Raw genomic sequence first — 20915 nt, forward strand, 5'->3', positions numbered from 1 at the left:
GAAAATGAAAAAACATATCCCCAATATACTTACCTCGATGAATATACTTTCGGGATGTGTTGCTTCAGTAATGGCTTTTGAAGGTAACTATCTCTGGGTTGCCATTTGGGTTATTATTGCTGCTATTTTCGATTTTTTCGACGGTTTTTCTGCCCGTATGCTCAAAGCATACTCACCCATAGGCAAAGAACTCGATTCATTAGCCGATATGGTAAGCTTCGGGTTGGCGCCGGCATTGGCTGTATTTCATTTTTTATCTTACAACAACACGATCGGTTCACCGACATTTATAATAGCCGACAGTCAGTTTCACATCAAAGAGATAATTCCTTATGTCAGCTTCCTCCTTGTTATATTTTCAGGATTGAGGCTTGCTAAATTCAACGTCGACGAAAGACAGTCTACATCCTTTATAGGATTACCGACACCTGCTAACGCTTTGTTCTGGATAAGCTTCTGTTTTGGAGTTAACCGTTTGGACGAATTCACCCAGCTTTTCCTGTTTTATCCTACAATTATACTCATAATTGTGTTCTCCCTGCTTATGACATCCGAAATACCCATGTTCTCATTAAAGGTTAGCGGTCTCAAATTAAAAGGAAATGAACTTCGCTATCTTCTGATTGTTTTTATGGTAGCAGCAGTTATTTCCTGGGGAGTATTCGGTATTTCTGCGGGTATTATCTTTTACATTATACTTTCGGTCATATCCTGGAAACTGCTTCCCGGCAAAAAAGACTAATGTTGTAACGATAGTCGTTAAATATTACAAAAATGTTTTCGGGGCATAGTCTTTTGCTGTATTTTTAAAACGTAAGACTCAAAACAAAATCAAATGGGTAGTTTTTTACTATTTATATTAGTGGTATTCCTCCTGATCATAGGATTAGGCTTTCTATTTATATTGAGATTTTTACGGATCTTCACTAAGGGAACCAACTCTTCCCCTTTTGGAAATACCCGACGGAACAACCAGCAATCACACGACAGCAATTCATCTTCAAACCAACGCTCCGAAGGAAAAGTATTTGGCAAAGACGAGGGTGAATATATCGACTACGAAGAAATCAAATAAACCGTCCCCCCTCCTTTACATTTTACAGGTTACTAAGCAAACCGACCAGTTCTTTCATCCCTTCCGAAGCACCCTTCTTTATAAAAGTGACATTCGGACGTACTATAAGAACATCCTTAGGGTCTATCAGAAATATAGGGGTATCATCTGCTACACAATTAACCAACCCTGCCGCCGGATAAACATTTAGGGATGTACCTATCACAATCAGTATATCTGCTTTCTGTGTTATTCTTTCCGCATCATACATCATAGGTACCGCCTCGCCGAACCACACAATATGAGGCCGTAACTGAGATCCGTCGGAGGCCTTATCACCCAGCTTAGTATCAGGATTAAGCGGATCTGCATCCAATATCAGCTCCGGATTTCTTGAAGATCGTATTTTCATCAATTCTCCATGAAGGTGTAAGACTTGCCTGCTGCCTGCTTTCTCATGCAGGTTATCCACATTCTGAGTGATAATATGCACATTGTAATGATCCTGAAGCGAAGCCAAAAGCAAATGTCCCTGATTAGGCACAGCATTTATAGTCTCACGCCTGCGCTTATTATAAAAATCCAAGACCAGTTGGGGATTTCGCATAAAACCTTCGGGGGTTGCTACTTCTTCAACCTTATACTGATCCCACAATCCACCCGAATCCCGAAAAGTCGCAATACCGCTTTCGGCGCTCATCCCGGCACCGGTTAAGACCACTATATTCTTCATATTCATGCTTTTTTGAAAGATTTAACAAATCTACATTCAGACAGATGCTATTTTAGAGAACGAAAGTTAGATAAAATATCAGTAAAAGAATTACTTTTGCAACAATAAAATATGTATTAAACCGAACAGGGAACAATTCCTGTCTTATTAATTGAAAAACAATGGATAAAATCAGTTATGCTTTAGGCTTAAGTATCGCTAATAATTTTTTAAGTTCAGGGATAAATAAACTTGACATCGAAACTTTTGCTAAAGCTATCGATGATGTTTTAAACAAGAAACAGACTTCCATGAATTACGACGAGGCCAAAAGCGTAATCAATGACTACTTCACAAAACTACAAGACGAAAAACTGGATATAAACCAGAAAGCAGGTCAGGAATTTCTTGCGATCAACAAACAACGTCCTGAAGTAGTAACTCTCCCCAGCGGATTGCAATACGAAATCATAAAAAAAGGAGAAGGAAAAATACCTACCGCTACAGATCAGGTAAAATGCCACTATCACGGAACATTGATCGACGGAACAGTATTCGACAGCAGTGTTCAGAGAGGAACACCTGCAACTTTCGGTGTAAACCAGGTGATCAAAGGATGGGTAGAAGCTCTTCAGTTAATGCCTGTAGGATCTAAATGGAAACTCTTTATCCCTGCCGATCTGGCTTATGGAAAACAAGGAGCAGGGCAATCTATCGAACCCAACTCAACCCTAGTATTCGAAGTAGAAGTTTTAGATATAGTATAAATCATAAACAATATTCTTTATAAAGATGAAAAAATTTCAAATCTTAGCACTAAGTGCTATTGCAGCAATCGGTGTAACCGTTGTTTCATGCGATGGAGGAACAGCAACTCCTAATGCATCATTAAAAACCGAGGTAGACTCATTGTCTTACGCATACGGTGTACAATTAGCTGAAGGCGGACTTATACAATACATGAACCAATTGGGTGTACTTCAAGACACAACAATGTTCAGAGCATCATATGCTCAACGTATTGCTGCTGAAACCGATGCTGCTAAAAAAGCGACTTTAGAAAAAGAAATGTCTACAAAGTTAGATTCTATCAATAAAGCAAACAGCAAAAATCTGGCACTATTCATCAAAGGTTTGAACGAAAGCTTCAGTACTTCAAATAAAGATCAGGATGCTTATTATCACGGGCTTCAAATCGGAGGACAGCTGAAACAAATGTCTGAAAACTTCGAAAATCAAGTTCTTGACTCTGCTAAAGTAAACAAATCTGCTTTACTTGCCGGAGTATTAAACTTTATCAAGAAAGAAAAAGTGGTAATTCCTAACTCAAGCGAATTAATCCAGACTAAAGCTATGGCAGCTCAGGCTAAAGCTCAGGCTAAACAAGAGGAAAACCTGAAGAAACAATATCAACCTCAAATCGAAGCCGGAGAAAAGTTCTTAGCCGATAACAAAACTAAAGACGGTGTAATAGCATTACCTAGCGGATTACAATACAAAATTGTAAAACAAGGCAACGGAGCTAAACCAACAGCATCAGACCGTGTAAAAGTAAATTACAAAGGGACATTACTTGACGGTACTGTATTTGACTCTAACGACGGAAAAGACCCTATCGTTTTAGGTGTAGGTCAGGTAATCAAAGGATGGACCGAAGCTCTACAAATTATGCCTGTTGGTTCTAAGTGGACATTATACATCCCTTACGACTTAGCATATGGTGCACAACAAGCCGGTTCAATAACTCCATTCTCAACTTTGGTATTCGATATCGAACTACTTGGCATCGAAAAATAATCTTCGAGAACCAATTATATACAGAAACGAGGGTACCCGATTGGGCATCCTCGTTTTTTATACACACAACCGGAATTGAGCCTATAATAACGATTTGACTCAATAAAATAATACATTGAACTATTGAATTATCATTAATACATTACAAGGCTATACAATATAACAGATCAGAAACAGGATAGAGTGCAATAAATAGTAAGCAAAACTCCGTATTTTTCAGTTTTAAAATTACACAATTAAAAAAATAGCACTATATTTGGTAATTAAATCTAATAAAAAGAAAGAATATGGAGAAAATTGATAAACTTGACAAAAAGATTCTGGAGATAATATCCCAGAATGCAAGAATTCCATTCAAGGACGTAGCCCTCGAATGCGGAGTTTCACGTGCAGCTATCCACCAACGGGTACAACGGATGATAGAAATGAAAGTAATCATCGGATCAGGATATATCATCAACCCAAAAGTTTTAGGATACAATACATGTACTTATATAGGAGTTAAGCTGGAAAAGGGATCAATGTACAAAACAGTAATCCCCGAACTAGATAAAATCCCCGAAATTGTAGAATCTCATTTTACAACCGGTCCTTACACTATATTGGTAAAGCTATATGCCAGAGACAATGAGCACCTGATGGATTTACTGAATAATAAAATACAGGAAATACCGGGAGTAGTAGCGACCGAAACTATGATATCACTTAGTCAGGGAGTAAAACGCCAGATTCCTATATCTAAAACAGAATAATAGTTTTCATCTCATCTTTCTGTGAGACAAAAGCACAAAAGGATAGTCAATCATATATATTTGACTATCCTTTTGTGTGTTATAAAAGATACAATGCCAACAAATAAGTCCGGTAACGATCTATATACAGACATCGCAAATACAAAAAAAGTGAAAAGCATATGCTTTCATATATTTTTTAATACTTTTGCAATTCGGATGGGAACGTCCTTAAACAGAAAATCAAAATGGTAGACTTTTTGAAAAAATTTATAGCTAATATATATGTCCGTAACATCCTTTTAATGGCTGTTTTACTTTTTGTCCTTATCGGAATCGTTCTTTTTTGCCTGAATCAGTATACGCGGCACAATAAATCGATCGAAGTACCCGATCTGAGAGGACTGCAAATACAAGAAGTAGCACCTATAATCGGATCCAAAGATTTAAAATATGAGGTAGTAGATTCTGTATACAACAAAGACGGGGTACCCGGTGCGATTGTAGAACAGATTCCACTGGGAAAATCACATGTAAAAGAAGGACGCACCATATACCTGACTATACAGGCACGAAGCGAACAGCTCGTTGCGGTTCCCGATCTCGAAGACTCGTCACTCCGACAATCCGAAGCATTATTGAGGGCTTTGGGATTCAGCAATATAAATATCGTAAGAATTCCATCGGAATATCTTGACCTCGTATTCGGGCTCGAATACAAAGGAGCAACTGTAAAAGGTGGACAAAAAATACCTAAGAACGCTACACTTACACTCAAAGTAGGTGATGGAGGAATATCATCAGACAGCATAAGCTCTGAAGAAGTAGAAGTAGAAACAGACACCAGTAGCGAAACATTCTGATATATGAACGAAAGTAATGATGAAATAGATGATCTTCTGGACGAAGATCAGGAAGAAAACGTATCAGAACAATACGAACATTACAGATTTGTCGCCGACAAGGGACAAGGATTACTCCGTGTCGACAAATTTATAACCTGCCGCATAGAAGGCATCTCCCGCAACAGAATTCAGAGTGCAGCCGATGCCGGTTGCATCCTGGCAAATGGAACTCCCGTAAAATCGAATTATAAGGTAAAGCCCAATGATGTGATATCCATAGTAATGGATCGCCCTAAACGGGAAATTGAAATCATACCCGAAGACCTGCCTATCGATATTATATATGAAGATGCTGATCTGATGGTTATCAATAAACAACCCGGACTAGTGGTTCATCCCGGACATGGAAACTATACAGGCACTCTGGTCAATGCCATAGCATGGCATCTTAAAGACTCACCAGAATACGATTCGAAAGACCCTCGCTTAGGACTTGTACACCGTATAGACAAAGATACTTCCGGATTACTGGTCATAGCCAAGACAGCTAATGCTAAAGCCCACTTATCGGGTCAGTTTTTCGATAAAACCACCAAGCGCGAATATATTGCACTCGTGTGGGGATTAGTCTCAGAAGACCGGGGACGTATCGAGGGAAATATAGGACGAAATGTAAGAGATCGCTTACAAATGACTGTATTCGAGGATGGTGAGCAAGGAAAACCCGCTGTAACCAATTACGAAGTGATCGAGCGCTTAGGCTATGTAACAGTCGTTAAATGCAAACTGGAAACAGGGCGCACCCATCAGATAAGGGTACATATGAAATATATAGGCCATACACTTTTTAATGATGCTCGCTATGGAGGCGATCAAATATTAAAAGGTACAACCTTTTCCAAATATAAGCAATTTGTGCAGAACTGTTTCAATATATGTCCGAGACAGGCTCTACATGCCCGCACCCTAGGTTTTGTACATCCCCGCACAGGTGAAGAAATGCTATTCGAGAGCCCTTTACCTATGGATATGCAACAACTGACCGAAAAATGGAGAAACTATATTGCCGGCAGGGAAGTTTAATTCTGTAAGAGGCAAAAAAGGCTTTCAGCTAAAAGTAATTATCGAGATAAAATAAATTTGTATTTCAAACAGGATCAACAGGTCATGAAAAAGAATATTGCAATAGTATGGGGCGGCTATTCTTCCGAAATAGTTGTATCGGAAAAAAGCATGCTGGGTATCTATTCCTTTATGGATAAAGAGCAATACCATGTTATTAAAGTAAAAATAACCAGAGACAGCTGGACAGCTACTATTGATGACCGGGAATACTTTGTAGACAAGAACGATTTTTCGGTACAAAAAGAAAATCAAAAAGTAAAAATTGATTTTGCATATATAACCATACACGGCACTCCCGGCGAAGATGGACACCTTCAAGGCTATCTGGATATGTTAAATATCCCCTACTCGACTTGCGGAATGACAGCATCGACTCTGACATTTAACAAATTTATTTGCAACAATTTCCTAAAAAACTTTGGGCTCAATGTTGCTAAATCAGTATATTTAACCAAAGAAACCAAGTACAACGTCGACGAAATAACTGATAGTCTGGGCTTACCCGTATTTGTAAAGCCGAACACCGGAGGATCTAGTTTCGCAACGACTAAAGTAAAGGTCAAAGAAAAGATGCAAGAAGCAATCGATTCGGCATTCGGCGAAGCTTCGGATGTCATCATCGAAAGCTTTATAAGTGGACGTGAAGTTACCTGCGGTTGCTACAAGACCGGCTCTAAGGAAGTGGTATTACCATTGACCGAGGTGGTAACACAAAACGAGTTTTTCGATTACAATGCCAAGTATATGGGCGAAGTCGAAGAAATTACCCCGGCTCAGCTACCGGATGACATAACAAAAGAAATACAGTTGTTAACATCTAAAATATATGATTTGATAAATGCCAAAGGCATAATAAGAGCCGATTTTATCATATCCGACAACATTCCGTATTTATTGGAAGTAAATACAACCCCGGGAATGACAGCAACAAGCTTCATCCCGCAACAGGTCAAAGCTGCCAATTTAAGCATGACCGATGTATTATCTGAAATTATTGAATGTGAATATCTTAAAAACGCAAAATAATTTATGAATAGCGATAAGTTTAGCGACATAGCTCCATTAGAAGATCATCAGGTTAGAGACACTATTCAGGAATTACTTGTTGATCCTGGGTTTCTTCATGCCGTAAAATATATTTTACCGGATGTCAACTGGGATGAGTTCTCTGCCGAAATGTCGAAGTACAATACAAAGTTCGACTTCCAGAGCCAGATGATTGCCCCTACCGTATGGGGATTAACACGCAGAACAGCATCTTCTGTAGAAAGTTCCGGCTGGGAAAGCATCAGCAAAGACAAATCGAACCTTTTTATATCCAATCACCGGGATATCATACTCGATGCAGGTATTCTGAACATCCTCCTCAATTCGAAAGGATTTGAGACCACAGAGATTGCTATCGGCGATAATCTTCTGATTCATCCGTGGATAGAAAAACTGGTTAAGCTAAACAAAAGCTTCCTCGTTAAAAGAGGAGTATCCGTAAGGCAGATGCTTGAGGTATCGAAGCACATGTCAGAATATATACACCATACGATCAACGAAAAAAGAGAATCCGTATGGCTCGCTCAGAGGGAAGGACGCGCCAAAGATTCTAACGACCGTACACAGGAAAGCCTGTTGAAAATGCTGGCTCTCTGGCCCGAAACCGGATCTTTTATCGACCGTATCAAAGAGCTGAATATATTACCGTTATCCATATCGTACGAATTCGATCCATGCGATTATCTGAAAGCAAAAGAATTTCAACAAAAAAGGGATAACCCCGAATACAAAAAAGCACAGATCGATGACCTGCGCAATATGGAGATAGGACTGCTCGGCTTCAAAGGCAATATCCATTTCAGGTTAGGGAAACCTATCAATGACAAGCTTGATCCTATTAAGCTACTCGACAAAAAAGAGCAAACCGCTGCTTTAGCTGCAGTTATTGATAAAGAGATACATCTGAATTACGAATTTTATCCTTGCAATTATATTGCTTATGATTTATTGAATAATTCGGACAAATTCGGAAACAAATATACAGATGAACAAAAAAATGAATTTGAGGAATATCTGGCTAAGCAAATCGGGAAAATAGATTTAGAGAATAAAGACATACCTTTCCTGAGAATCAAACTTCTCGAGATGTATTCGAATACATTAAAAAACTATCTGGTGGCCAAGGGAGAATAATTCTTCCTTTTTCCCTTTTTTAATAATTTGGAGAGACGCTTTTCATACTTTCTCCTTATTTTTGTACAGAAGGCTTAGCCCTCAGATAAAAGCAATACGAATAGCAATCGGCTTTCTAAAACGAAAAACTATGAGCAAATCTTTCAAAACAATATTGATTACAATATGTTTCTGTTTGAGTATAACTAATATATATTCACAAGACTTACTTCAGAACCAGAAATTCACATATGTACCGACTTTCGAAGGAAAAGTTATATTTCTAAAAGAAATACCACTGGTTTCGACCAACCTCGACAATAGTTATACGCTACTGAAAGATTGGTGTAAAACGACTTATGCCGCAGAACCCCTTATCTCAAATATAAGATACGACAATACGAACAAAGAAGTAGTTATCAAATCTAAAATAGAGTTGTTGTTACCTCCTAATGCAAAAAATGTAAGAGAAAAAGTAACCATGACTTACCATCTCAATACATTTATATTCAATAACAAATGTGTATTCGAGCTCAAAGACATCACATATTTATTGCCTAATAGCCGGAAAAGTGTCAAAGCGGAAGACATGATTACAGACAGAGCCCTGTCACTAAAAGATGATGGACACGAAATAAGGCAAAACACCCAAAAGAGTACACTGTATTTTCTGAACGAATTAGCTGATAAAATAGGGAATGCCGTTAACAATACTGCAAACTAACGGTAAGATCATTCAAAGTCTAAAGAAAGCTGCTTGCTTAATAAGGTAAAAGACATTCGGTGATAAGGTGTCACACCAAACTCTGCTATCGCTTTCCGGTGTCTTATAGTCGGATATCCTTTATTCGTATCCCAACCATAAGCAGGATATTCATTATGAATATTCAGCATAAAATCGTCCCTATACGTTTTAGCCAATATAGAAGCTGCCGCTATCGGTAAATACTTCCCATCACCTTTAACAACGCAAGTATTTACAATATCCTTGTATTTTCTAAACCGGTTTCCATCTATAAGTAAATGTTCCGGAACCACTGATAATTGGTCAATAGCCCTGTGCATAGCCAGAAACGAAGCATTCAGAATATTTATTTTATCGATTTCCTGATGGTCTACAATTCCTACAGCCCATGCCAAAGCTCTATCTTCAATAATACTCCTCAGTTCGTAACGGTCTTTTTCTTTTACTTGCTTAGAGTCATTCAGAAGAGCACATTCGAAATCTTTCGGCAAAATAACCGCAGCAGCAAAAACAGGTCCGGCAAGACATCCCCTTCCGGCCTCGTCACATCCGGCTTCAATTTTATCAGGATTTAGAAAAAGTTCCAGCATTATTATCAGTTATAAGTTTCCTTATTCAGTAATTAAGTGTCAAGTATCGGTTAATACCCGGGAGCAATTTCCCCTCAATAAGAAATATAAAACCGATTTACCTTTCAAAAGTAGAAAAAACAGGTCAATTTGACGAATACTACGATATTTAATAAATATTTTGACATCATACTCATAAATAATTGATTAAAAAAATTACCTTTGTTATGGTTAATAAGGAAAATCAAAAAAACACTTAGTTGTCAGTAACAAAACCTGTTATATCTAAAAAGATAAATATTACCAAAGATGAAACTAGATACCCTAACAGCCATCAGCCCCATTGATGGACGTTATCGTGGCAAGACCGGAGAATTAGCTAATTATTTTTCGGAATATGCTTTAATAAAGTACCGTGTACATGTAGAAGTGGAATATTTCATAGCTCTATGCGAACTACCGTTACCACAACTAAAAAGTATTGATAAAAATGTATTCCCTAAGCTAAGAAATATAGTCGGGGATTTTTCCGAAGAGGAAGCAAACCACATTAAGGAAATCGAAAAAACAACCAACCACGATGTAAAAGCCGTGGAATATTTTATCAAAGAAAAATTCGACGAATTAAAACTGGATGCTTATAAAGAATTTATTCACTTTGGGCTTACATCCCAAGACATAAATAACACATCTATACCTCTTTCTTTGAAAGATGCATTGAACAAAGTTTATTATCCTTTGTTACAAGAGTTAATAGATGATTTGAAAGCTAAAGCGAATGAATGGGATGCAATTCCGATGTTGGCAAAAACACACGGGCAACCGGCATCACCTACACGCTTAGGTAAAGAAGTAATGGTATTTGTAAGCAGATTAGAGAATCAGCTCGAATTATTAAAAGCGGTTCCATTCTCCGCAAAATTTGGCGGGGCAACAGGTAATTACAACGCTCATAAGGTTGCATATCCTGATTTTAACTGGAAAGAATTCGGATCTAAATTCACATCCGAAAAACTCGGGTTAGTCAGGGAGGAATATACTACCCAAATATCAAATTATGATAATCTGGCAGCTGTATTCGATGCTTTGAAACGAATTAATACGATTATTATCGATCTTGACAGGGATTTCTGGCAATACATTTCGATGGAGTACTTTAAACAAAGGATCAAAGCCGGCGAGATAGGATCATCGGCAATGCCCCATAAAGTAAACCCTATCGACTTCGAAAACGCCGAAGGAAATCTGGGGATTGCAAATGCGATTCTGGAGCATTTATCAGCCAAATTGCCAATATCGCGTCTACAAAGAGACCTCACTGATTCTACTGTTTTGAGAAACATAGGAGTACCGATGGGACATATCCTGATCTCTTTACAAAGTACGCTTAAAGGACTAGGGAAATTACTTCTGAACCAGGAAGCTTTTAATCGTGATCTGGAACATAACTGGGCAGTTGTTGCCGAAGCAATACAAACAATTCTTCGCCGTGAAGGTTATCCGAAGCCATACGAAGCATTGAAAGAACTGACCCGTACTAATGAAGCTATAACAGCCAAGTCTATCGAAGCTTTTATCGATGGACTGTCAGTCAGTGAAAATATTAAAAAGGAATTGAAACAAATTACGCCTCAGACCTATACGGGAGTATAAACAACAATATAGCCGTGAGGTTATTTAAATAATCAAATTATTAAAAATTTAATTTTAACCCAAGATGATAACAGACAGAGATAATGAACGCCGGGATGGTTATTCATCGTCAAACAGACCATCTATCAACAAGAACAATCAAGGTGGCGAAATGAAGAAAAAACGCCCCCGTGTCGGAGATGCGCGCCCTACACTGAATCGTGATAATCGTGATTACAGTAACAACAGGGATAATCGTGATAATCGTGATTCACGCGATTACAATAACAGAGGAGACAGCCGAAGCAGTAACAGCGGAGGTGGCTATAATTCAGGAAACAGACGCTCAAGCGGAGGTGGTTCCTATGGCAACAACAACTCTTATCAGTCCGGAGGCCGGTCGTCCGGTCGTCCGAACAATAACAGACAAGGAGGAGGCTACTCGCAAGGAGGCAGAGACAACAATCGCAGATATAACAATAACGACAGAGACCAACGCGGAGGCGGAGGTGCTTTCAGGACTGAAAACAAAGGACCTAAACAATTAGTTAAGCCGGTTAAGTATAAAGAAAATCTGGACCCAAGCACACCAATCCGCCTGAATAAATATCTGGCTAATGCAGGAGTATGTTCTCGTCGCGAAGCAGATACTTATATCGCTGCCGGCGTGGTGAAAGTAAACGGGGAAGTTGTTTCGGAACTGGGAGCAAAAGTAACTCGTGGCGACAGCATCCTGTTCCACGATCAACCGGTACGTCTGGAAAGTAAAGTATATGTACTTTTGAATAAACCCAAAAATACTGTAACTACTTCCGACGATCCTCAGAACCGTAAGACAGTTATGGACTTAGTAAAAGGTGCCTGTCCCGAACGTATATATCCTGTAGGTCGTCTCGACAGAAATACAACAGGTGTATTGCTTCTTACAAATGACGGAGATTTAGCTTCAAAGCTAATGCATCCTAAATATGTAAAGAAAAAAATATATCAGGTAAGACTAGATCGTGATGTAGCTATCGAAGATATGCAGGCAATAGCTGACGGTATTGAACTCGAAGACGGAGAAATTCATGCAGACTCTATAGCTTATGTAGCGGAAGATGTTCTGAACGAAGTAGGTATCGAAATACACTCAGGACGTAACCGTATTGTCCGCCGTATTTTCGAAAAACTAGGTTATCAGGTACAAAAGCTTGACCGTGTATACTTCGCCGGGCTTACAAAGAAAAACATCCCCAGAGGCCGTTGGAGATACCTGACAGAATCAGAAGTAAACATGTTGCGCATGGGTGCATTCGAATAAAACAACTTAATACTTTAGACAAACTTATAATTAGAAATGGAAACAATTCGTAGAACTAAAATTTCAGACTTATCCCAACTTCCATTTGGGACTCAAGTGAGTGTTAAAGGGTGGGTACGGACTCGCCGGGGCAATAAACAAGTAAGCTTCATCGCTCTTAATGACGGTTCTACTATAAATAATATACAGATCGTCGCTGATATCGAACAGTTCGGCGACGAGTATCTGAAACCAGTCTCTACCGGTGCATGTATTCATGTAATCGGTACATATGTTGAGTCTCAAGGAAAAGGGCAGAATGGAGAGATCCAAGCCGAAAAGATTGAAATATACGGAACAGCCGATCCTCTGGAGTATCCTTTGCAAAAAAAGGGACACTCTCTTGAGTTTTTACGTGAAATAGCGCACCTGCGTCCACGTACTAATACATTCGGTGCCATATTCCGCATTCGCCACCATATGGCTTATGCTATACATAAATATTTCAATGACAACGGCTTTTACTATCTTCATACCCCTATTATCACAGCTTCAGATGCAGAGGGAGCCGGGTCTATGTTTCAGGCAACAACCCTTGATCTGAATAAAGTAGCAAGGACAGAAGATGGAAGTGTAGATTACAGCCAGGACTTTTTCGGACGCCAGACCAATCTTACTGTATCCGGCCAACTCGAAGGAGAACTAGGAGCTATGGCTTTAGGTGCAATTTATACCTTTGGTCCCACTTTCCGAGCCGAAAACTCCAATACTCCACGCCACTTGGCTGAGTTTTGGATGATAGAGCCTGAAGTTGCCTTCTACGATATCCATGATAACATGGATTTAGCCGAAGACTTCCTGAAATATCTGATCCGTTATGCTTTGGATAATTGCAAAGATGATTTAGATTTTCTGAACGAAATGTATGACAAGGAACTGGTGGAAAGACTTGAGCTTGTATTAGCACACGATTTCGTAAGATTGTCGTATACCGAAGGTGTAAAAATATTGGAGGAAAGCGGACAGAAATTCGAGTTTCCCGTTTATTGGGGGGCTGACCTGCAATCTGAGCACGAGCGCTATCTGGTTGAAAAGCATTTCAAACGTCCTGTTATCATGACTGACTATCCGAAAGAGATCAAGTCTTTCTATATGAAACAGAACGAAGACGGAAAAACCGTTCGCGGTATGGATGTATTATTCCCTAAAATCGGGGAAATTATCGGAGGATCAGAACGTGAAGCCGACTACGATAAGCTTATGAACCGGATTAATGAAATCGGAATGCATACAGACCCGATCTGGTGGTATCTCGAGACCCGCAAATTCGGAACTGCTCCGCATGCCGGTTTTGGTTTAGGTTTCGAAAGGTTAATTCTGTTCGTAACAGGTATGGCTAACATACGTGATGTTATACCATTCCCTCGAACTCCTAACAATGCAGATTTTTAAAAGTTAATCTTTATATTTGTAAGCAGATATTCTTATCAGGATATCTGCTTCTTTATTTAAATAACATGTACTATGAAAATCGCGTTCCCCCCGATTATAGATCAAAATTCCGTTGTTTTAATCCTAGGTACAATGCCTAGCGAAGAGTCTCTTCGGAAGCAGGAATATTATGGACATAAAACAAATCAATTCTGGAGGCTTATTTTCGCCGTATTTTCAAAAGAACACACAAACATATACGCCGACAAGGTAAAGCTCTTACAAAGTCATAAAATAGCACTATGGGATGTAATAAAATGCTGTGAAGGTAAAGGAAGTGCCGATACTGCTATAAAAAATGAACAGGCAAATGATTTTTCTCTTCTGTTTCAGAATTATCCTAAAATCAGTACAATTATCTTTTCAAGTAAAAAATCCGAAGAATTCTACTGCAAATATGTAGGAAAACATCCTGACATTACTTATTATACGCTACCCTCGCCCAGTACTGCGAATGCCAGACTCAGTTTCGAAGATAAACTAAAGAAATGGCAACTATTAACTGATATCACAAAATAAAAAAGCATCCTAAATAGGATGCTTTTTTAATATCATAAGACAGATATTTATTCTTCTGTTTTATCTTCTGCTTCAGCTTTCGGAGCTTTAGCCTTTGGTGCTTTTTCCTTAACTTCTTTTGCAGGAGCAGCAACCTCTTCAGTAGCATCTGCTTTCTTCCTAGAACGGCGTGTTTTAGGCTTAGCAGCAGCTTTCGAAGTTTCTTTTGCCATATTATCGTTGTAATCAACCAACTCAATGAAGCACATCGCTGCATTATCACCTAAACGGTTACCTGTTTTGATAATACGAGTATATCCTCCCGGACGATCTGCAACTTTTTGAGAAATGTTTTGGAACAACTCAGTTACGGCAGTTTTACTTTGAAGTTCTTGAAAAACCAAACGTCTTGAATGAGTTGTATCTTCTTTCGATTTTGTGATGATAGGTTCAACAACTTTCTTCAAAGCCTTAGCTTTTGCCACCGTAGTAAAAATACGCTTATGAAGGATCAAAGAACTACACATGTTAGACAACATGGCATTTCTGTGCGTATTAGTACGACCTAAGTGATTAAATTTTTTATTATGTCTCATCTCGCTTAATTAATCTTTATCTAATTTATACTTGGATATATCCAAACCAAAAGACAGGTTCAAGCTATCCAATAATTCATCAAGTTCAGTAAGAGATTTCTTACCAAAGTTTCTAAATTTAAGAAGATCGTTCTTGTTGAACTGAACTAGTTCGCCAAGAGTCTCTACCTCTGCTGATTTCAAACAATTTAGAGCTCTCACCGAAAGGTTCATATCTACTAACTTGCTCTTCAACAATTGACGCATGTGAAGTATTTCTTCGTCAAATTCCTCATTACCATCAGTCTCTGTTTGTTCTAACAAGATTTTCTCGTCTGAGAACAACATAAAGTGATGAATAAGGATTTTCGCAGCTTCCTTCAATGCATCTTTCGGATGTATAGACCCATCTGTTGATATTTCTATAACCAGTTTCTCGTAGTCGGTCTTTTGTTCTACACGATAGTTTTCAATCGCATATTTCACGTTACGGATAGGAGTATAGATAGAATCAATTGCGATAACATTAACATCGTCATTAGGGTTACGATTCTCGTCAGCCGGAACATACCCACGTCCTTTGTTAATTGTCAATTCAATCTGAAGGTTTGCACTAGAATCTAAGTGGCATATCACTAGATCAGGATTCAATACTTCAAATCCGGACAAATGTTTACCAATATCACCAGCTTTGAACACTTCGGAACCCGAAATAGTTATACTCACTTTTTCATTCTCGATCTCTTCAACTATTTGTTTGAATCTTACTTTTTTCAGATTCAGAATGATGTTTGTTACATCTTCTATAACTCCCGGTACTGTCGCAAACTCGTGCTCAACACCATCGATTTTGATAGAAGTAATAGCAAAACCTTCAAGCGAAGAAAGGAGAATACGGCGAAGAGCATTACCTACAGTAATACCGTAGCCGGGTTCCAACGGACGAAACTCAAACTTTCCGAAGAAATTGTCCGCCTCCAACATTAATACTTTATCGGGTTTTTGAAATGCTAATATCGCCATGAAATTATTATTTAGAATACAACTCTACGATCAACTGTTCTTTGATATTTTCGGGAATATCCGCTCTTTCAGGTAAATGTAAGAATTTGCCTGCTTTAGAAGCCTGATCCCACTCTACCCAAGGGTATTTGCTGTGATTAAACCCAGCCAGAGCGTTATCAATTACTTCCAATGATTTAGATTTCTCACGAACACCTACTACCTGTCCAGGTTTTAAAGTGTAAGAAGGAATATTTACCACCTTACCATCAACCACGATGTGACGGTGAGAAACAAGTTGACGAGCAGCAGCTCTTGTAGGAGCAATACCTAAGCGAAAAACTACATTATCTAATCTTGCTTCCAAAAATTGAAGAAGAACCTCACCGGTAATACCACGTGAGCTTGCAGCTTTTTCGAATAAATTACGGAACTGTTTTTCCAACACGCCGTAAGTATATTTTGCTTTTTGTTTTTCACGCAACTGAATACCGTATTCAGAAGTCTTTTTCTTTCTACCGTTACCATGTTGTCCGGGAGGATAGTTCTTCTTAGAAAGAACTTTATCCGGTCCGAAGATAGGCTCACCGAATTTACGGGCTATTTTTGATTTTGGTCCAGTATATCTTGCCATTTTTTTTAAATTAATACATTAAAAAGAAGCGAGAATTGTGCAGCCGCGATTACAGAGAGGGTCTTATGCAATCAATCACAACTCAAGTTTCAAACTTTTAAATTGGGATTAAACTCTTCTGTGTTTTGGAGGACGACATCCATTGTGAGGAAGTGGTGTAACATCAACAATTTCTGTTACTTCGATTCCTGCACCATGTATAGTACGGATAGCTGACTCACGTCCATTACCCGGACCTTTTACATACACTTTTACTTTTCTTAGACCAAGATCGTATGCAACTTTTGCACAATCTGATGCTGCCATCTGAGCTGCATAAGGGGTGTTCTTTTTAGAACTTCTGAAACCCATTTTACCTGCCGATGACCAGCTGATTACTTGTCCTTCGCTATTTGTAATAGAGATAATAATATTGTTAAATGAAGAATGCACATGAACTTGTCCGACTGCATCCACTTTAACGACTCTCTTTTTCGCTGCGACTGTTTTCTTTGCCATATCAAACTATTATTTTGTAGCTTTTTTCTTATTTGCAACAGTTTTCTTTCTACCCTTACGTGTACGGGCATTATTCTTAGTACTTTGACCTCTCAGGGGCAAACCAATACGGTGACGAATTCCACGGTAACAACCGATATCCATTAATCGCTTAATGTTCAACTGCACTTCCGATCTCAAATCTCCTTCTACTTTGTATTTTGTAGAAATAATTTCACGGATAGTACCAGCCTGATCATCAGTCCAGTCTTTTACTTTAACATCTTTGTCAACACCTGCTTCAGCCAAAATAGCATTTGAAGCACTTCGTCCGATACCAAATATATATGTCAAGGCAATTTCGCCTCTTTTATTTTGCGGTAAATCGACACCAACTATTCTTATAGCCATATACTAGATTATATTTTGCAAAATTAATAAATTATCCCTGACGTTGTTTGTACTTAGGATTTTTTTTGTTTATTACATATAAGCGTCCTTTTCTTCTGACGATCTTACAGTCATCAGTACGCTTTTTCAATGATGCTCTTACTTTCATATCTTATTTTTCTTTATTTATATCTGAAAGAGATCCGACCTTTAGTCAAATCGTAAGGAGACATTTCCACACGCACTTTATCTCCCGGTAGTATCTTGATATAGTGCATACGCATCTTACCAGAGATATGGGCAGTGATTTCATGTCCGTTTTCTAATTCTACACGAAACATTGCATTTGACAATGCTTCGACAATTACGCCATCTTGTTCTATTGCAGCTTGTTTAGCCATAAATTATTTTTTAGATTCCGTTATTTCCTAATACAGCTTCTACAAATTCGAATGTAGATAAAATATCTGCTTTGCCTTCGCGGATAGCAACTGTATGTTCAAAGTGAGCCGACATCTTACGGTCCTTAGTTCTTACAGTCCAACCATCGCTCTCGAAAACCACATTTTTACTTCCCTGATTAATCATCGGTTCAATAGCAATACACATACCTTTTTTCAATAAAGGGCCTGTACCTCTTCTACCGTAATTAGGTACTTCAGGTGACTCATGCATTTTTCGTCCAATACCATGTCCGACTAACTCACGTACAACCGAAAAGCCTCTTTTCTCACAATACATTTGAACCGCCTCACCGATATCTCCAATACGGTTACCTTCAACCGCCTTGGCTATACCTTGATAAAGAGACTCCTTTGTTGTGCGGAGTAAAGCTTTTACGTCTTCCGCAACCTCCCCAACACAAAACGTGTAGGCCGAGTCACCACAGAAACCGTTTTTCTCAGTTCCGCAATCAACGGAAATAATATCTCCATCCTTCAATATATATTCGGAAGGAAATCCATGCACCACGTTTTCATTAACTGAAATACACAATGAATAAGGAAATCCGTTATATCCTAAAAAAGAAGGAACAGCGCCATGGCTTCTTATAAAGTCTTCAGCAATTTCATCTAACTGAAGCGTAGTAATACCTGGTTTGATATGTTTGGCCAATTCGCCAAGAGTCATACCAACCAAGCGGTTACTCTCACGCATCAATTCTATTTCTTCGTCTGTTTTTAGAAAAATCATTATCTACTTTAAACTTAATATGCTGCAATTGATCCTGTACGTCCTTTGATCCTTCCGGATTTCAATAATCCATCGTAATGACGCATCAACAAGTGACTCTCAATTTGCTGCAATGTATCCAATACTACTCCGACCAGAATTAGCAACGAAGTTCCTCCAAAAAAGTGGGAAAATTCGGTACTGATACCAACCAAACTAGCAAAAGCAGGAAGTATTGCAACTAATGCAAGGAATAATGATCCGGGCAAAGTTATACGCGACATAATATCGTCAATATAATCAGCTGTCTTTTTACCGGGTTTGATACCTGGTATGAAACCATTATTTCTCTTCAACTCATCAGCCATTTGCACCGGATTTATTGTAATTGCTGTGTAGAACCATGTAAATAAAATAATCAACAAAGCAAATATTGTACAATATAACCAGCTTGTATTATCGGTTAGCGAACGCATAAACCATCCTGTCTGATCTGCTGTAGTGAATCCCGCAATAGCGATCGGTATAAACATGATTGCCTGGGCAAAGATGATAGGCATTACGTTTGCAGCATTTACCTTTAGAGGTATATACTGACGCGCTCCGCCATATTGTTTATTACCAACGATACGTTTTGCGTATTGCACCGGAATTTTACGGGTACCTTGTACCAATAAGATAGCCATCGCAATAACAAACAGCAGGAATACAATTTCGAGCAGGAATACAATCAAACCACCGGCCTGATCACTCAAACGAGACATAAACTCATTTGCGAGTGCATGAGGCAGACGGGCAATTATACCTACAAGAATGATAAACGAAACACCATTACCAATACCTTTATCAGTGATACGCTCACCCAGCCAAAGGACAAACATACTACCTCCGGCCAAGATTATGGTTGAAGGTATATAGAATGACCAAAGCCCGCCGGGAGCTGCACTTCCTAAGGCACCCATCAAATAAGCAGGGCCTTGGAATAACAATATTGCCACAGTCAGATAACGGGTATATTGGTTTAGTTTATTACGTCCACTTTCTCCTTCTTTCTGCAATTTCTGGAAATAAGGCAATGCTATACCTAACAGCTGGATAACGATCGAAGCCGAAATGTATGGCATAATTCCCAGTGCAAAAATAGAAGCATTTGCAAAAGCACCACCTGAGAACATATCCAATAGTCCTATCAAACCTCCTGACGCAGTATGCTTCAAAGCATCCAGATCAGCAGGATTAACTCCGGGAAGCACAACATGCGCCCCGAAGCGATAGATAACTACGAAAAAGAAAGTAGTGAGAATCCGTTTACGCAGATCCTCAATCTTCCATATATTTTCGATTGTCTTTACAAATCCCATTTTAATCTAGTTTTGTTGCGGTTCCACCTACAGCTTGGATAGCTGCTTCTGCTGACTTAGAAAATGCATGCGCTACAACTTCCAATTTAGAAGTAAGAGCTCCATTACCTAAGATCTTCACTAAGTGCTTAGACGAAACAAAACCAGCATCGATCAAAGTTTGAACATCGATTTTTGTCAGACCTTTAGCTTCAGCCAAAGCCTGAAGAGTACCTAGATTGATTGGCTTATATTCTACACGGTTGATATTTTTGAAACCGAATTTAGGAAGACGGCGTTGGATAGGCATTTGACCTCCTTCAAAACCGATCTTCTTAGAATAGCCTGATCTAGACTTAGCTCCTTTATGACCTCTAGTTGAAGTACCACCTAAACCTGAACCTGTACCACGACCTATTCTTTTTCTTGTTTTAGTAGCCCCTTCAGCGGGTCTCAAATTAGATAAATTCATATTCTTAGATTTTTATCTTTTATCAGATTATTACTCTACTATAGAAACTAGGTGGTGAACTTTCGCAACCATTCCTCTGATAGCAGGATTGTCAGGATGTTCAACTACTCTGTTCAACTTTCTAAGACCTAAAGCATCTAAAGTTTTCTTTTGATCTTTAGGGCAGTTGATTCTGCTTCTAACTTGTTTAATTTTTATTGTTGCCATAATT

Annotated in this window: 27 protein-coding genes; 14 read left to right on the forward strand and 13 right to left on the reverse strand. The window is 38.8% G+C overall.

The features are described 5' to 3' along the window. Positions 1-4 precede the first annotated feature (4 nt). Positions 5-742 carry a CDP-alcohol phosphatidyltransferase family protein gene (locus BUC12_RS11415; protein ID WP_062178300.1) on the forward strand — a complete coding sequence of 246 codons (738 nt, stop codon included), beginning with the start codon at positions 5-7 and terminating at the stop codon, positions 740-742. Between the two features lie 93 nt (positions 743-835). Next, a complete protein-coding gene (locus BUC12_RS11420) occupies positions 836-1075 on the forward strand; it encodes a DUF4834 family protein (RefSeq protein WP_062178297.1) in 240 nt (79 codons plus the stop codon). 22 nt (positions 1076-1097) lie between these two features. On the opposite strand, the gene BUC12_RS11425 is transcribed toward BUC12_RS11420, so the two are convergent. Beyond that, the gene (locus BUC12_RS11425; RefSeq protein ID WP_062178403.1) at positions 1098-1787 is read right to left on the reverse strand and encodes an SIR2 family NAD-dependent protein deacylase; all 690 of its coding nucleotides are present in this window, start codon (positions 1785-1787) and stop codon (positions 1098-1100) included. A 161-nt stretch (positions 1788-1948) separates the two neighbouring features. Here BUC12_RS11425 and BUC12_RS11430 point away from each other — a divergent pair, with 161 nt between their 5' ends. The 8 genes from BUC12_RS11430 (at position 1949) to BUC12_RS11465 (ending at position 9148) form a co-directional block, all read left to right on the forward strand. Further along, the gene (locus tag BUC12_RS11430; protein WP_062178294.1) at positions 1949-2533 is read left to right on the forward strand and encodes an FKBP-type peptidyl-prolyl cis-trans isomerase; all 585 of its coding nucleotides are present in this window, start codon (positions 1949-1951) and stop codon (positions 2531-2533) included. 25 nt (positions 2534-2558) lie between these two features. Then, positions 2559-3563 (forward strand): FKBP-type peptidyl-prolyl cis-trans isomerase, encoded by a 1005-nt coding sequence (locus BUC12_RS11435; RefSeq protein ID WP_062178291.1) that lies wholly within the window; start codon positions 2559-2561, stop codon positions 3561-3563. 287 nt (positions 3564-3850) lie between these two features. Next, entirely contained in the window at positions 3851-4315 is a 465-nt protein-coding gene (locus tag BUC12_RS11440) for an Lrp/AsnC family transcriptional regulator (RefSeq protein ID WP_062178288.1), read from the forward strand. A 239-nt stretch (positions 4316-4554) separates the two neighbouring features. Beyond that, a complete protein-coding gene (locus tag BUC12_RS11445) occupies positions 4555-5157 on the forward strand; it encodes a PASTA domain-containing protein (protein WP_236689377.1) in 603 nt (200 codons plus the stop codon). Positions 5158-5160: 3 nt separating this feature from the next. Further along, entirely contained in the window at positions 5161-6222 is a 1062-nt protein-coding gene (locus BUC12_RS11450) for an RluA family pseudouridine synthase (protein WP_062178282.1), read from the forward strand. Positions 6223-6306: 84 nt separating this feature from the next. Further along, positions 6307-7290, forward strand: a complete 984-nt coding sequence (locus BUC12_RS11455) for a D-alanine--D-alanine ligase (RefSeq protein WP_062178279.1) — start codon at positions 6307-6309, stop codon at positions 7288-7290. A 3-nt stretch (positions 7291-7293) separates the two neighbouring features. Beyond that, complete coding sequence (locus tag BUC12_RS11460; protein ID WP_062178276.1) at positions 7294-8445, forward strand: 1-acyl-sn-glycerol-3-phosphate acyltransferase; 1152 nt, start codon at positions 7294-7296, stop codon at positions 8443-8445. A gap of 130 nt (positions 8446-8575) precedes the next feature. After that, complete coding sequence (locus BUC12_RS11465; RefSeq protein WP_062178273.1) at positions 8576-9148, forward strand: DUF4468 domain-containing protein; 573 nt, start codon at positions 8576-8578, stop codon at positions 9146-9148. A gap of 8 nt (positions 9149-9156) precedes the next feature. On the opposite strand, the gene BUC12_RS11470 is transcribed toward BUC12_RS11465, so the two are convergent. Further along, the gene (locus tag BUC12_RS11470) at positions 9157-9759 is read right to left on the reverse strand and encodes a ribonuclease HII (RefSeq protein ID WP_062178271.1); all 603 of its coding nucleotides are present in this window, start codon (positions 9757-9759) and stop codon (positions 9157-9159) included. 288 nt (positions 9760-10047) lie between these two features. On the opposite strand from BUC12_RS11470, the gene purB reads away from it, so the two are divergent. The 4 genes from purB to BUC12_RS11490 all read left to right on the forward strand — a co-directional run bounded on the left by purB (position 10048) and on the right by BUC12_RS11490 (position 14662). Continuing rightward, on the forward strand, positions 10048-11391 hold the full coding sequence (gene purB / locus BUC12_RS11475; RefSeq protein ID WP_062178269.1) for an adenylosuccinate lyase: 1344 nt from the start codon (positions 10048-10050) through the stop codon (positions 11389-11391). 64 nt (positions 11392-11455) lie between these two features. Continuing rightward, a complete protein-coding gene (locus tag BUC12_RS11480) occupies positions 11456-12673 on the forward strand; it encodes a pseudouridine synthase (RefSeq protein ID WP_062178266.1) in 1218 nt (405 codons plus the stop codon). Between the two features lie 36 nt (positions 12674-12709). Then, the gene (gene asnS / locus BUC12_RS11485; protein ID WP_062178263.1) at positions 12710-14104 is read left to right on the forward strand and encodes an asparagine--tRNA ligase; all 1395 of its coding nucleotides are present in this window, start codon (positions 12710-12712) and stop codon (positions 14102-14104) included. A gap of 72 nt (positions 14105-14176) precedes the next feature. Next, a complete protein-coding gene (locus tag BUC12_RS11490; RefSeq protein WP_062178259.1) occupies positions 14177-14662 on the forward strand; it encodes a DNA-deoxyinosine glycosylase in 486 nt (161 codons plus the stop codon). 47 nt (positions 14663-14709) lie between these two features. On the opposite strand, the gene rplQ is transcribed toward BUC12_RS11490, so the two are convergent. The 11 genes from rplQ to rpmD all read right to left on the reverse strand — a co-directional run bounded on the left by rplQ (position 14710) and on the right by rpmD (position 20911). After that, entirely contained in the window at positions 14710-15237 is a 528-nt protein-coding gene (gene rplQ, locus BUC12_RS11495) for a 50S ribosomal protein L17 (RefSeq protein ID WP_062178257.1), read from the reverse strand. A 9-nt stretch (positions 15238-15246) separates the two neighbouring features. Further along, entirely contained in the window at positions 15247-16239 is a 993-nt protein-coding gene (locus BUC12_RS11500) for a DNA-directed RNA polymerase subunit alpha (RefSeq protein WP_026626996.1), read from the reverse strand. A gap of 7 nt (positions 16240-16246) precedes the next feature. Beyond that, on the reverse strand, positions 16247-16852 hold the full coding sequence (rpsD, locus tag BUC12_RS11505) for a 30S ribosomal protein S4 (RefSeq protein ID WP_062178255.1): 606 nt from the start codon (positions 16850-16852) through the stop codon (positions 16247-16249). Positions 16853-16960: 108 nt separating this feature from the next. Continuing rightward, entirely contained in the window at positions 16961-17350 is a 390-nt protein-coding gene (gene rpsK, locus BUC12_RS11510) for a 30S ribosomal protein S11 (RefSeq protein ID WP_062178252.1), read from the reverse strand. A 9-nt stretch (positions 17351-17359) separates the two neighbouring features. After that, complete coding sequence (gene rpsM / locus BUC12_RS11515) at positions 17360-17740, reverse strand: 30S ribosomal protein S13 (RefSeq protein ID WP_062178250.1); 381 nt, start codon at positions 17738-17740, stop codon at positions 17360-17362. Positions 17741-17771: 31 nt separating this feature from the next. Next, entirely contained in the window at positions 17772-17888 is a 117-nt protein-coding gene (gene ykgO, locus BUC12_RS11520) for a type B 50S ribosomal protein L36 (RefSeq protein ID WP_026626992.1), read from the reverse strand. Positions 17889-17901: 13 nt separating this feature from the next. Further along, entirely contained in the window at positions 17902-18120 is a 219-nt protein-coding gene (infA, locus tag BUC12_RS11525) for a translation initiation factor IF-1 (protein ID WP_026626991.1), read from the reverse strand. A gap of 10 nt (positions 18121-18130) precedes the next feature. Continuing rightward, the gene (gene map / locus BUC12_RS11530; protein WP_062178247.1) at positions 18131-18913 is read right to left on the reverse strand and encodes a type I methionyl aminopeptidase; all 783 of its coding nucleotides are present in this window, start codon (positions 18911-18913) and stop codon (positions 18131-18133) included. A gap of 14 nt (positions 18914-18927) precedes the next feature. Beyond that, positions 18928-20253: a preprotein translocase subunit SecY gene (gene secY / locus BUC12_RS11535; RefSeq protein ID WP_062178244.1), complete on the reverse strand. Its 1326-nt coding sequence runs from the start codon at positions 20251-20253 to the stop codon at positions 18928-18930. Between the two features lies 1 nt (position 20254). Then, positions 20255-20704 (reverse strand): 50S ribosomal protein L15, encoded by a 450-nt coding sequence (rplO, locus tag BUC12_RS11540; protein ID WP_062178241.1) that lies wholly within the window; start codon positions 20702-20704, stop codon positions 20255-20257. Positions 20705-20734: 30 nt separating this feature from the next. Further along, entirely contained in the window at positions 20735-20911 is a 177-nt protein-coding gene (gene rpmD, locus BUC12_RS11545; protein WP_062178238.1) for a 50S ribosomal protein L30, read from the reverse strand. Positions 20912-20915: the final 4 nt, after the last annotated feature.

The organism is Indolivaga macrotermitis (genome assembly GCF_900128985.1).
Classification (GTDB): domain Bacteria; phylum Bacteroidota; class Bacteroidia; order Bacteroidales; family Dysgonomonadaceae; genus Dysgonomonas_A; species Dysgonomonas_A macrotermitis.